The organism is Arthrobacter sp. 35/47, assembly GCF_000520475.1.
GTDB classification, from domain to species: domain Bacteria; phylum Actinomycetota; class Actinomycetes; order Actinomycetales; family Micrococcaceae; genus Arthrobacter_D; species Arthrobacter_D subterraneus.
Genome location: NZ_KI914592.1, coordinates 193317 through 205672 on the forward strand (window position 1 = coordinate 193317; position 12356 = coordinate 205672).

The 12356-nt window shown below is 66.3% G+C and carries 12 protein-coding genes and 1 riboswitch; of the genes, 7 read left to right on the plus strand and 5 right to left on the minus strand.

The features are described from left to right. The coding region (locus X803_RS22525; protein WP_216699044.1) for a hypothetical protein at positions 1–237 on the minus strand (237 nt) is incomplete at its 3' end. Between the two features lie 4 nt (positions 238–241). Then, positions 242–435, minus strand: a riboswitch (cyclic di-AMP (ydaO/yuaA leader). A 110-nt stretch (positions 436–545) separates the two neighbouring features. Further along, positions 546–1250: an iron-dependent transcriptional repressor DtxR gene (locus tag X803_RS0107580; RefSeq protein ID WP_026544670.1), complete on the minus strand. Its 705-nt coding sequence runs from the start codon at positions 1248–1250 to the stop codon at positions 546–548. 248 nt (positions 1251–1498) lie between these two features. On the opposite strand from X803_RS0107580, the gene serC reads away from it, so the two are divergent. After that, the gene (gene serC, locus X803_RS0107585) at positions 1499–2626 is read left to right on the plus strand and encodes a phosphoserine transaminase (RefSeq protein ID WP_026544671.1); all 1128 of its coding nucleotides are present in this window, start codon (positions 1499–1501) and stop codon (positions 2624–2626) included. Here the strand turns inward: serC and X803_RS18555 are convergent. The 3 genes from X803_RS18555 to X803_RS0107600 form a co-directional block, all read right to left on the minus strand. Next, positions 2623–3909, minus strand: coding sequence for an MFS transporter (locus X803_RS18555; RefSeq protein ID WP_084033523.1), 1287 nt, complete (start codon positions 3907–3909; stop codon positions 2623–2625). The two genes, serC and X803_RS18555, sit on opposite strands and share 4 nt — an antisense overlap. A gap of 33 nt (positions 3910–3942) precedes the next feature. Beyond that, the gene (locus X803_RS18560; RefSeq protein WP_253907412.1) at positions 3943–4482 is read right to left on the minus strand and encodes a DUF3027 domain-containing protein; all 540 of its coding nucleotides are present in this window, start codon (positions 4480–4482) and stop codon (positions 3943–3945) included. A 173-nt stretch (positions 4483–4655) separates the two neighbouring features. Beyond that, positions 4656–5039 carry a cold-shock protein gene (locus X803_RS0107600; protein ID WP_026544672.1) on the minus strand — a complete coding sequence of 128 codons (384 nt, stop codon included), beginning with the start codon at positions 5037–5039 and terminating at the stop codon, positions 4656–4658. A 181-nt stretch (positions 5040–5220) separates the two neighbouring features. Here X803_RS0107600 and X803_RS0107605 point away from each other — a divergent pair, with 181 nt between their 5' ends. The 6 genes from X803_RS0107605 to X803_RS0107630 all read left to right on the plus strand — a co-directional run bounded on the left by X803_RS0107605 (position 5221) and on the right by X803_RS0107630 (position 12309). Further along, a complete protein-coding gene (locus X803_RS0107605) occupies positions 5221–5502 on the plus strand; it encodes a hypothetical protein (protein ID WP_026544673.1) in 282 nt (93 codons plus the stop codon). 83 nt (positions 5503–5585) lie between these two features. Beyond that, positions 5586–7973 carry a helicase-associated domain-containing protein gene (locus X803_RS0107610; protein WP_026544674.1) on the plus strand — a complete coding sequence of 796 codons (2388 nt, stop codon included), beginning with the start codon at positions 5586–5588 and terminating at the stop codon, positions 7971–7973. Beyond that, positions 7966–9609, plus strand: coding sequence for a DNA repair helicase XPB (locus X803_RS0107615; protein ID WP_026544675.1), 1644 nt, complete (start codon positions 7966–7968; stop codon positions 9607–9609). The genes X803_RS0107610 and X803_RS0107615 overlap by 8 nt, the downstream gene beginning before the upstream one ends. Positions 9610–9681: 72 nt before the next feature. Then, positions 9682–10392, plus strand: a complete 711-nt coding sequence (locus X803_RS0107620; protein ID WP_026544676.1) for a response regulator transcription factor — start codon at positions 9682–9684, stop codon at positions 10390–10392. Positions 10393–10411: 19 nt separating this feature from the next. After that, positions 10412–11857: a sensor histidine kinase gene (locus X803_RS0107625; RefSeq protein WP_026544677.1), complete on the plus strand. Its 1446-nt coding sequence runs from the start codon at positions 10412–10414 to the stop codon at positions 11855–11857. A gap of 161 nt (positions 11858–12018) precedes the next feature. Beyond that, positions 12019–12309 (plus strand): WXG100 family type VII secretion target, encoded by a 291-nt coding sequence (locus X803_RS0107630; protein WP_026544678.1) that lies wholly within the window; start codon positions 12019–12021, stop codon positions 12307–12309. Positions 12310–12356: the final 47 nt, after the last annotated feature.

The window sequence follows — 12356 nt, forward strand, 5'->3', positions numbered from 1 at the left end:
GGACCCGTTGTTTGGTGCGTCGGGCGCGGGCACGGCCCGGAAGACAGGTACGGCGGCCGGGGGTGCGGCGCGGACAGTCGGTGCGGGTACAGCAGGTGCGGGTACAGCGGGTGCGGCGGCGACAAGAGATTCCTGGCGTGCAATGCGCTCCGCCCGCTCCCGCCGGTGGGCGTCGCGTGGCCGCACTTCAGTACCCGGGGTGCTGGCACGGCGGCGCCCCGAAACAGTATTCGACAAAGAGACCCTCTCTCATTTTTCGCCTGCGAAGTTAGCTGTCGGATTCGAGTATGAGAAAACTCGGCTCAGGTACGTGCGCTGTGGCATTCCCCGAACTTCACCCCAAGGTCATGGCGAGCCATGACCGGTAGTGGGTCCTCCGCCCCTGTCCATCTGTTCAACACTGCGTCCGCTGACAGGGTTAGGCATGCGAACCAGGTAACGCTGAAGTATCAGCGCCAGGCACCAACTATAACGGGATCGGAGCGAAAGTAATCATTTCGTAACCATGCTGTGGATATCCTTCGCCAATCCAGAGACTCCGGCTCTCAGGACGAGGGCTGAACCGCCACGAAGACGTGCGAAGCAACTTCTGGAGGCAGTTCCAGGGCACCCTCAACGCCGGGCACCCGCACTGAGACGTAGTCCCCGACTGCCTGCAGGTTGAGCCGCGCACCCGGGCGGAGGCCGCCTTCATCCATCTGGGTCAGCAGCTCCGGGTCAACCTGGATAGGTTCAGCCAGCCGGACAAGGGTCACGGTCGATCCGGGCGAATAGTTCGCCATCGCTTCTGTCAGCGTGCTCACGCCCAGGGTGAACGCTTCCGGCGGTGAGCCACCGAGGGCTTCGAGACCCGGTATGGGGTTGCCGTACGGCGACTGGGTGGGCTGGCCAAGCAGTTCGTAGAGGCGGCGCTCAACCCGCTCGCTCATCACGTGTTCCCACCGGCAGGCCTCATCATGGACGTAGGCCCAGTCGAGACCGATAACGTCCGAGAGCAGCCGTTCCGCCAGGCGGTGCTTGCGCATCACTTCGGTGGCCCGCCGGCGGCCGAGCTCGGTCAGCTCAAGGTGCCGGTCCCCTGTCACCACTACCAATCCGTCGCGTTCCATCCGCCCGATGGTCTGGGAGACCGTGGGCCCGGAGTGGCGCAGCCGCTCAGCGATCCGCGCACGCAGCGCCACGATGTTTTCTTCCTCAAGCTCAAGGATGGTCCGCAGGTACATCTCGGTGGTGTCGATGAGGTCCGTCATGCGGCGTTCAGCTCCTTGGCACTGGTGCAGATTGAGCGTTGATGCAGCGGCTGCATGGCGTCCCTAAGTCAAGACCGCCGTCGTCATCCCTACGCCACACAAGGTTAACCCATATACCTGCGCCGTCTGACGGCTGTCCCTTCGCGGTGGCGCAGACAGCCGGCGGCAGTCATAATGCGCCGGTGCCGTTCCCGCTGGGGCAGAATGGTTGGCGACCTTCCATCGAACGCACACGTCCTGGAGTAACCATGAGCAATTCCACCGACATCCGCATCCCCACCGAGTTGCTGCCCCAGGACGGACGCTTCGGCGCAGGTCCTTCCAAGGTCCGTCCGGAGCAGGTGGAGGCGCTCACCCGCGCGGGCCTTACCCTGCTTGGCACCTCCCACCGCCAGGCACCCGTGAAAAACCTGGTTGGTTCTGTCCGCTCGGGGCTGATGGACTTCTTCGGCGCTCCCGACGGCTACGAGGTTATCCTCGGTGTCGGCGGCTCCACCGCATTCTGGGATGTCGCCTCGTTCGGTCTGGTGGAATCGCGGGCGCAGCACCTCTCCTTCGGGGAGTTCGGATCCAAATTCGCGGCTGCCACCTCCAGGGCTCCGTTCCTGGGCGAGTCGACGGTCATCACGTCGGAACCCGGCACGCGCCCTGTCCCCGCAGCCGAGTCCGGCGTCGACTTCTACGCCTGGCCACAGAATGAAACCTCCACCGGCGTGGCGGCTCCGGTGGAGCGCGTCGCAGGAGCGGATGACGGCGCGCTCATCGCCATCGATGCCACCTCCGCGGCGGGCGGTCTCGCGGTGGACGTGTCACAGGCGGACGTCTATTACTTTGCGCCGCAGAAGAACTTCGCGTCCGACGGCGGACTGTGGCTTGGCCTGTTCTCTCCCGCAGCGCTCGAACGGGCGGCCGCGATCAAGGCCTCCAAACGCTGGATCCCCGATTTCCTCGACCTGCAGACGGCGATCGACAACTCCCTGCAGAACCAGACGTACAACACGCCATCGCTGGGCACCATCGTGACGCTCAATGCACAGGTTCAGTGGCTGAATGAGAACGGCGGCCTGAAATTCGCCGCAGAGCGCACCGCCGATTCCGCAGGCCGGGTCTACAGCTGGGCCGAGGCGTCTGCCGTTGCAACGCCCTTTGTGCAGGACCCCGAACACCGCTCCAACGTCATCGCCACGATCGACTTCGATGACTCGGTCGATGCCGCCGCCGTGGCGAAGGTGCTGCGCGCCAACGGGATTGTCGACGTCGAGCCGTACCGGAAGCTTGGCCGCAACCAGCTGCGCATCGCAATGTTCGTGGCGATCGAGCCCTCCGATGTCTCCGCGCTGCTGGAGTGCATCGATTACGTGGTGGAGCGCCTCTAACCATTCCTTTCGGCGGTGTCCCGTGCGGTGGCGGCCAGGGTCAGCCTGAGCCGCCGCGGCGCGGGGTGTGAGAGGCGGAGCGTGACGTGGTGGGACCGCCAGACCCAGACCAGACCGGCGACGGCGGCAACCAGCCCGGAGACAGCCGCCACCACCAGCCCCCACCGGGGGCCGTAGGCGTTGGTCACCCATCCGACAATCGGTGCACCGATCGGGGTGCCGCCGAGGAAGATCGCGAAGTACAGGGCCATGACCCTTCCGCGCATTTCCTGGACCGTGGTTGTCTGTACATAGGCGTTGGCGCTGGTCATCAACGTGAGCGCGAAAAGCCCCACCGGAACAAGCGCGACGCCGAAAAGCCACACTGAGGGAGCCAGCGCTGCGAGGGCACATGCCAGTCCGAAGGCGCCCGCAGCCCCGAACACAAATCGGAGGCGGGGCCGTTCACGGCGCGCTGATAGCAGCGCCCCGGTAACTGAACCGACCGCCATGATGGAGGAAAGCGTTCCGAAGACGCCCGCTCCGGTTCCGAACTCCGTGCGTGCCATCGCTGCAATGTAGACGGCAAAATTCAGGCCGAAGGTGCCGACGACGAAGATCGCGAACATCACCATCACCAGGTCCGGCCGCTGCCGCACGTAGCGGAACCCTGCGCGGATTCGGCCGCGTCCGGGGGCAGACCGGTTCAGGACACGCAGTTCACCCTGCCGGATGGTGGCCAGGACAAAGATCATCGCCGCGAAGGTCACGGCGTTGATCAGGAAGACCCAGCCGGGACCGACTGCCACCGTAAGCAGGCCGGCGACGGCAGGTCCGAACATCCTGGCGCCGTTGAAGGAGGCGCTGTTGAGTGCGACTGCGTTGGGAAGGTATTCGTCCTTCACGAGCTCGGATACGAAGGCCTGACGCGCCGGTGCGTCGAGGGCCGAGACCAGTCCAAGGGCAAGGGCAAACGCATAGACGTGCCAGAGCTCCGCGAGACTGAGCACCACAAGGATGCCGAGACCGACGCCGAGTGCCGCCATGGCAGCCTGGGTTCCGATCAGCAGTTTACGGCGGTCCACCGAGTCCGCGATCAGCCCCGCCCAGGGCGCGATGAACAGCTGCGGACCCAGCTGAAGGGCCATCACGATCCCCATCGCCGCGGCGTCCTGGTCCGTCAGGATGTCGTAGACGAGCCAATCCTGTGCGGTGCGCTGCATCCACGTACCCACGTTGGAGATCAGGGCGCCGATGAACCACAGCCGGTAGTTGCGGATACGCAGGGACCGGAACATGCTCATCAGGCAGCCCTCCTTCCTGCGTTACCCACGCCCTTAGGCGACCGGGGATTGATCTCCCGGGGTTTCCGGATCTTCACTTGCGGAAACGTCCGGGGTGCCGTCGTTGTCCGTAGCATCGTCGTCGTCCGGGGCACCGTCGGTGTCCGCTCCGCCGTCGGTGTCCGCTCCGCCGTCGGTGTCCGGTCCACTACCCAGTTCCTGGGCACCGTCGGTATCCGGAGCACCGGAAACACCCGGTGCCTGTGCGGTGCCGGCGTCCGCGGTTTCCGTTGCCTCTTCTGCAGCAGTGTCTTCCGGGCGCACGCGCTCGGACCAGGGAACCCAGTCCGGTGCCAGCAGGGCGTCTTCCGAAGGCAGCAATCCCACCTCGCAGACGGTTGCGTCCTTGCCGCGGGGAACCCGGGCGAGGGTCGCGAACCAGTGCCAACCCACGTAGCCGGGAACCTGCGCGGCGAACCGGTGGGTTACCAGCCGCTCCGCCTCGGGAAACGCGCCCAGATGTTCACCTACCGCGGCGTCTCCGGCGATTTCAAGCACACCCCTGCGCGCAGTTCCCACGGCAGCCGCCAGCACTGCGTCAGGTTTGGACGGTTTCCGGACCGCCCGGCGCCTGGCAACCGGAGCCGCAGACTCAGCCGACACTGGCTCGGCCAGCACGGACTCAGCCGGCAGCGGCTCGGCCGGCCCTGTTTCCGTTTGGCTCAGTACGGCTGGTTCCATCGACGCCGGAGATTCAGTCATCGGGTTCAGACGTCCAGATCATCCGCTACGGCGCGCAGCACTGCGGCGACCTTCGCGGCATGCGACTTGTCGGGGTACCGGCCCCGCCGCAGGCCGTTGGAGACGTCATCGAGCAACCGGATCAGGTCTTCGGTGATGACGGCCATGTCTTCCGCCTTCTTGCGGGTTGCCTTGGCAACCGAAGGCTGGGCATCAAGAATGCGGGCGGACAGGGCCTGAAGACCCTTGCGCCCGTCCGCGACGCCGAACTCAAGCCGGGCGCCGGGCTTGACCTCGGTCACTCCCGCAGGAAGTGCCGAGGCATGGAGGAAGACCTCCTTGCCGTCATCCGTCGCCAGAAAGCCGAAACCCTTTTCAGAGTCGAACCACTTGACCTTGCCGATAGGCACGTAATTACCTCGTTCTCGAACTGCTTTGCGCGCGTGCCGGCTCCGGTGTCCATTGGCGGTACCGATCAGAATCGGGAAACCACCGGCCGGCCGGCATGCGCAGGGAAAAAGTCTGCCCTTAAAGGATACCGGCACGGATGCGGGGAATCGGCGCGGAGTGCCCTTGTACGCTAGGAGCATCATGTCGCAGAACTCCTCCTCAGTCCCGGCAGCCGACGACGACGGCGCCGCCACCGGCCGCGACCGCAGCCGGACCACGCCCGCACGGCTTGTCCTCCTGGTTGCCGCTGTTGCCCTCGCCATCATCGGGCTGCTCTCCCTGGGCGCGGTGCTGGTGTCCGCATGGGCCGGGGCGGACCCGTGGCCGGGCTTCGTGACGGCAGCCTACTTCTGCCTGCCGCTCGGCTTCCTGTTGATGCTGGTCACCGTGGTGGTCAACATCGTGTCTCGCGGGCGCAACTGAGCTCCGACGGAAATCAGGCCCACCCACGGACCGGTCCGTATCCGGACAACTGCGTACAGCGCGGTACGAGTAACGTTAATACGGTGTCCGCCATCCGCGCCCTCGCCGAGGATCTGGCTTCACGCAGTGACGCCGAGCTGCGGAAGCTCATGGCTGCACGCCCGGATGTTGTTCTCCCGCCGGTACCGGATTTCGCCGCCCTCGCAGCCCGGGCCTCGACCCGCGTCAGCGTGCAGCGGGCCCTCGAAGGACTGAACGCCCCGCAGCTGATGGTTCTTGAGGCGGTGGTGCTGACCACCGACCTCGACGGTCCGGCCGGAAGCACATCGACAACCCTCAAGAGGGCAATCGCTTCAATGACCGCCAAGGCGCTGGAGCCATACCTGAGCCAGCTTCACGGGCTGGCTCTCCTGCGAACCGGACCTGTGGTCAAGAGCCGGCCTTCCTTCTTCCCGCTCGAGACCCTTCATGATGCGCTGGGCCCCTACCCTGCCGGCCTGGGACGCCCGATGGCCGCGCTGGCCCGGCAATACCCAGGGTACGTAGAGCGGATCCGGTCCGGACTTGAGCTGCTCCAGGCCGCCGGTGTGCCTGGTCCGACGGATAACTCCGGCACGGACTCCGATGCCGAGGCGCTGGCGGCCGTACTGGAATCATCCTGGCCCCGCATTCTGGAAACCGCTCCCGAGAGGACCTGGGATCTTGTGCGGAAGCTCTCCGTTTCTCCGGTCGGCTCGGCGAAATCCGGGCCTCCGGGCACGTCGGCGCCGCTCGACTGGCTTCTCGACCGCGGGCTGCTCATCCGGCTCGACGCCAACCATGTTGAGCTCCCCCGGGAAGTGGGCATCGCAGCACGCGGAGGCCTGATCATCCCGTCATTACCCGTATCGCCCCCCGTGCCGCAGCTCAGCTCCGTGCGCATCAGCCTTCGGGACAACGCGTCCTTCGGCGCAATCGCGGAGACGTTGCGGATCCTCACCGAGCTTTTGGGCAGCGTGCAGGCATCCCCTGTGGCAACACTGCGCACCGGCGGGGTCGGCGTGAGGGAGATCCGCCGGCTTGCTGAGGCGCTGCGGATCGACCGGGCCCAGGTGGGCTGGCTGCTGGAGCTGGCAGCGCTGGCCCGGCTCATTGTGCTGGACCCCGACAGTTCACGATGGATGGCCGCCGCCGACGGCTCCTGGCATCTGGCCGAACGGGACGAACAGTGGTCACGTCTGGTGCGCGCCTGGCTGGACTCCGAGAGGGCTCCCTCTCTCGTCGGAGGCCAGCTGTCCACGGGCGGTGCGGTGAACGCTCTGTCCTCGGAGGCGACGCGCACGGACGCGCCTGCTGTCCGTCGTCGTATCCTGTCTGCCGCAACAGCGCTTTCAGCGGAAGCGACGCACGACGACGGCCGGGCCTGTGTCCTTGACGCGCCCTCCCTGATTGAGCGGCTCACGTGGCATCAGCCCCGGCTACGCCGGCGCTTCACGCGGCTGGTACCGGGCATGATCGACGAGATGGGGCACCTCGGCCTCCTGGGCTCCGGCGCCCTGACGGAGCTGGGCGCGGCCATCGCCGGGGACCGGTTCGACGACGCCGCAGCACTCCTCCGCGACGCGCTCCCGGAACCGCTGACCCACTTCATGCTGCAGGCGGACCTCACCGCAGTGGCTCCGGGCTACCTGGAACCGCACGTAGCCCGCGAACTTTCACTCCTGGCCTCAGCTGAGGGTCAGGGGCCTGCGACCGTATACCGGTTCTCCGCACAGTCCGTTCGCGGGGCCCTTGATGAAGGGCAGGACGCGGCGGGGATCCTCTCCTTCCTTGAGCGTCACTCCGCCACGGAGGTTCCACAACCCCTGCGCTACCTCGTGGAGGACACAGCATCCCGGTACGGTTCTCTGCGCGTCGGTCCCGCCTTCAGCTACGTGCGCAGCGACGACGACGACGCGCTGACTGCCCTTCTGGCCGACCCCGGAGCCGCTGCACTGGGACTGGTCCGTCTCGCTCCAACCGTGGTGGCGGCGCAGGCCACGCCGTCGGAACTCGCGGCGGCACTGCGTGAACTGGGTTACTCTCCGGCGCTGGAAGGAGGAGCCGCTCCACGGCAGGGCGCCCGCGCAGGAACGGGCTCCGCGCCGTCGTCGTCCGCTGTCCGGACCAATCCGTGGGTGCTCACGGAGGATGACGTGGAAGCGCAAATGGGGGTGCTGCGCGGCAGCGCCCGTCCGGGCCCGGGAGCCGGAGCCGAGAGCGAGGCGATGATCGGTCTCGAGACGTTGCGGACGGCCATCCGGACCAAGCGGGCCGTCCGGATGGGCTTCGCAGACAGTGCCGGGAATTCCACCCGGCAGGTCTTCGTTCCACTGTCGGTTCATGCCGGCCGGGTGCGCGTCTTCGACCCGGAGAAGGAAACCGAGCGCGTGATCTCCGTGCATCGGATTATGGATGTCGAAACTGTGGAAGGTGCTTCAACCGATGCCTAACGGGCCGCTGATTGTTCAGAGCGACAAGACCATCCTGCTGGAGGTTGATCATGAGCAGGCCACCGAGGCCCGGCATGCCATCGCCGCTTTCGCTGAGCTGGAGCGCGCGCCCGAGCACGTGCACAGCTACCGCCTCACCCCGCTGGGCCTGTGGAACGCGCGAGCGGCTGGACTGGACGCCGAGCAGGTGCTGGATACCCTGCTGAAGTACTCGCGCTTTCCCGTTCCGCACGCCCTCCTCGTTGATATCGAGGAGACCATGTCGCGCTACGGCCGGCTGCGGCTGGAGAAGGACGCCCAGCACGGACTGGTGCTGCGCACCACCGACTACCCGGTACTCGAGGAAGTGCTGCACGCCAAGAAGATCGAGCCGCTCCTCGGTCCCCGGATCGACGGCGAGACCGTGGTGGTCCATTCGTCGCAGCGCGGGCAGCTGAAGCAGCTGCTGCTGAAGCTCGGGTGGCCGGCTGAGGACCTGGCGGGTTATGTGGACGGGACGCCGCACCCCATCATGCTCAATGAGGACGGCTGGACGCTGCGCCCCTATCAGAAGCTGGCAACGGAGAACTTCTGGGCGGGCGGTTCCGGGGTTGTGGTGCTTCCCTGCGGCGCGGGCAAGACGCTCGTGGGCGCCGCGGCAATGGCCACCAGCTCCACCACCACCCTCATTCTCGTGACCAACACGGTGTCCGCCCGGCAGTGGAAGGATGAACTGCTCAAGCGCACTTCCCTGACGGAGGAGGAGATCGGTGAGTACTCCGGGTCGGTCAAGGAGGTCCGGCCGGTCACCATCGCCACCTACCAGGTGCTGACGCTGCGCCGCGGCGGGCTCTACCCCCACCTCGAGCTGCTCGACGCGAACGACTGGGGCCTCATCGTGTATGACGAGGTGCACCTGCTTCCCGCGCCGATCTTCCGCATGACCGCCGACCTGCAGGCCCGGCGGCGGCTCGGCCTCACTGCCACCCTGGTGCGCGAGGACGGCCGCGAAGGTGAGGTCTTCTCCCTGATCGGCCCCAAGCGGTACGACGCACCGTGGAAAGACATCGAGGCGCAGGGCTACATAGCCCCCGCAGACTGCGTGGAAGTGCGCGTGGATCTACCCCGGGATGAGCGGGTGGCCTACGCCATGGCCGACGACGGCGACAAGTACCGTCTCTGCGCAACCTCGGAGACAAAGACGTCGGTGGTGGAGAAGCTTGTGGCCTCCCACAAGGGCGAGCAGCTGCTGGTGATCGGGCAGTACATCGACCAGCTCGATGAGCTCGGTGCGCGGCTCGATGCCCCCATCATCAAGGGCGAGACCTCCGTGAAGGAGCGCCAGCGCCTGTTCAACGCCTTCCGTGCGGGCGAGCTGAACACGCTCGTCGTGTCGAAGGTGGCGAACTTCTCGATCGACCTGCCGGAAGCGTCGGTTGCCATCCAGGTTTCGGGCTCCTTCGGGTCACGCCAGGAAGAGGCGCAGCGGCTGGGGCGGCTGCTCCGTCCCAAAAGTGACGGCCGGGCAGCACGCTTCTACGCCGTCGTCGCACGCGACACGCTGGACCAGGACTTCGCCGCCAAGCGGCAGCGGTTCCTGGCGGAGCAGGGCTACGCCTACACCATCCTGGACGCTGCGGACATACCTACGCCCTGAACCGGGGCGCGGTTGCAAGGCTCACCGCAAACGTCCAGAAAACTCCCAGCTATCGGGAGCAGACTGGGAGTCGTGAATAAATCAGGACCTGAAGCCAAACTGCTTGTAGTCGACGACGAACCGAATATCCGGGAACTGCTCTCCACGTCGCTGCGTTTCGCCGGATTCGAGGTCGTGGCCGCCGCCAACGGACGCGAGGCCCTTGCCGCTGCGGAAGCGCACAACCCTGACCTCGCGGTCCTTGACGTGATGCTTCCGGACATGGACGGCTTCACCGTCACCCGCCGGCTCCGCGCCGCGGGCCGCCATTTCCCTGTGGTCTTCCTGACCGCCCGCGACGACACCGATGACAAGGTCACCGGTCTCACGGTGGGAGGCGACGACTACGTCACCAAGCCCTTCAGCCTCGACGAGGTGGTGGCCCGCATCCGGGCGGTGCTGCGCCGCACGCAACCGCACGACGACGACGGCGCCGTGATCCGCGTCGATGACCTGGAACTGGACGACGACGCCCATGAGGTACGCCGCGGCGGCGAAGTCATTGATCTCTCCCCCACCGAGTTCAAGCTGCTGCGCTACCTGATGATGAACCCCAACCGTGTGCTGTCGAAGGCGCAGATCCTTGACCATGTGTGGGAATACGACTTCAACGGAGACGCCTCGATCGTGGAGTCCTACATCTCCTACCTGCGGCGGAAGATCGACCGGAACCCTGACGCCCCGGCGCTGATCCAGACCAAGCGCGGCGTCGGCTACCTGCTGCGCACCGCCGACAAGCGGTAGCACCATCTCCGTACCCGCTGTGATCCGACGCTGGAAATCCGCATCGCTGCGCACGCAACTGATCGCCATCATGACCCTGCTCATGGTGTTCACGGTCGCCATCACGGGCATCGTGACCATCTCCCTGCTCCGGAGCAGCCTCGTTGTGCAGATGGATCAGGACATCGAGGCGAATGCGCAGTCGGTCACCAACAGCATCGGCACCATGGGCAGCGATACCAGCCAGAACCTGTTCCGGTTCTACGGCGTCTGGCTGGACGGCAACGGGTCCGCCATCCGCTCGACCCATTCCGCCACCGCGGCCGAAATCCCCGAGATCCCGGCCCTGGACCGGGACGACGTTGAAGACCTGGACCAGGAAGGCTTCACGGTTCCAGGCAGCAGGGGTGAGAGTGAGTGGCGGGTCATCGTTTTCCCGCTGCAGGCAGATGACACCTCCGTGGCCGTTGCCACCCGGATGTCCACCGTCAATGACACCGTGTCCGAGGCCGGGCGCATCATCTTCACTGTCGGTCTCTTTTCGATTGCTGCCGCGTCCATCGTGGCCTACCTGGCCGTCACCCGGCAGTTCCGCCCGCTGGGCAGGGTGGAACGGACCGCCGCAGCCATCGCCGCCGGAGACCTCTCGCGCCGCGTCGAGGTGGAGCGCCCCGCGACGGAGGTCGGCAGGCTTTCCCGGTCCCTCAACGCGATGCTCGCGCACATCGAATCCGCGTTCGCCGCCCGGACGGAATCCGAACGCAAAATGCGGCGTTTTGTCGCGGATGCCTCCCATGAACTGCGCACACCGCTGGTCACCATCCGCGGCTTCTCCGAGCTGTACCGTCACGGCGCTCTCCAGAACGACGACGACGTCCGTGCCGCCATGGGACGCATCGAGAGTGAAGCGAAACGCATGGGACAGCTGGTCGAGGATCTGCTCACCCTCGCCCGCATCGATGAGCAGCGGCCGCTGGAGTCCCAGCCTCTTGACCTCCTGGTGTTGGGAAACGACGCCGCTATGGACGCCCGGGCCATCGCACCCGAGCGGACCATCCGGGTGATCGGCCTCGACGGTGGCCCCGCGCGGCATGCCCCGGTGGTCGGTGATGAGGCCCGGTTGCGTCAGGTGGTGGCGAATCTGATGACCAATGCCCTGCGGTATACGCCGGAAGGCTCCCCGATCGAGGTCGCGGTGGGAGTCGCTCCCGTCATCCACGGCAGGAGCGACTCAGTCATTGAGGTGCGTGACCACGGTCCGGGCATCTCCGAGGACGACGCCGCGCGGGTTTTTGAGCGCTTCTACCGGGCTGATTCCTCGCGTTACCGTGAGACCGGCGGCACCGGGCTCGGCCTGGCCATCGTGGCCGCCCTCGTGGCGCAGCATGACGGCAGCGTACGGCTGGAGGAAACCCCCGGAGGCGGCGCCACGCTGTCCATCAGGCTGCCCCACGACGACGGCGGCGCAGCGCCGGCCGGAGACTGACCGGCTGGGCCGGCTCCCTCACGCCACCGACCATCCCTCCACAGCAGACATGTTGCGGGCAGGTTTTCCACATGGCGTTCGAGCGGCTCACCCGGCTCCTGAGCACCTCCTAGCGTAAGAGTCGCGCGGCACCGCCGGCAGGAGAATTTCAGGAGGAAAGAATGACCTACTTCAACGTCAACACTGACACTTTGGCCGCAAAGAGCGCCGACGTGCAGAACACCATCGCGCGGCTGCAGGCGGAGGTGAACGCCATGCAGTCCGGGCTGAGGTCGCTGGAGTCCGAGTGGCAGGGCCAGGCGTCGCAGAACTTCCAGCAGCTGGTGACGGACTGGCGTGCCACACAGGCGCGGGTGGAGGAGTCGCTGGCCGGCATCAACCAGGCCCTCGGCGTCGCCACGGAACAGTACGCACAGGCCGAACTGAGCAACGCCCGGATGTTCCTGCACTAGCCCTACAACACCGCCCAACCCGGAACTTTCGTGCACCTATGGCGGCC

Excerpts from the sequence above, each read along its gene's own strand:
- serC (WP_026544671.1), top strand. The coding sequence starts at position 1,499 with ATGAGCAATTCCACCGACATCCGCATCCCCACCGAGTTGCTGCCCCAG.
- X803_RS18555 (WP_084033523.1), bottom strand. The coding sequence starts at position 3,909 with ATGAGCATGTTCCGGTCCCTGCGTATCCGCAACTACCGGCTGTGGTTC.
- X803_RS0107605 (WP_026544673.1), top strand. The coding sequence starts at position 5,221 with ATGTCGCAGAACTCCTCCTCAGTCCCGGCAGCCGACGACGACGGCGCC.
- X803_RS0107630 (WP_026544678.1), top strand. The coding sequence starts at position 12,019 with ATGACCTACTTCAACGTCAACACTGACACTTTGGCCGCAAAGAGCGCC.
- X803_RS0107615 (WP_026544675.1), top strand. The coding sequence starts at position 7,966 with ATGCCTAACGGGCCGCTGATTGTTCAGAGCGACAAGACCATCCTGCTG.
- X803_RS0107580 (WP_026544670.1), bottom strand. The coding sequence starts at position 1,250 with ATGACGGACCTCATCGACACCACCGAGATGTACCTGCGGACCATCCTT.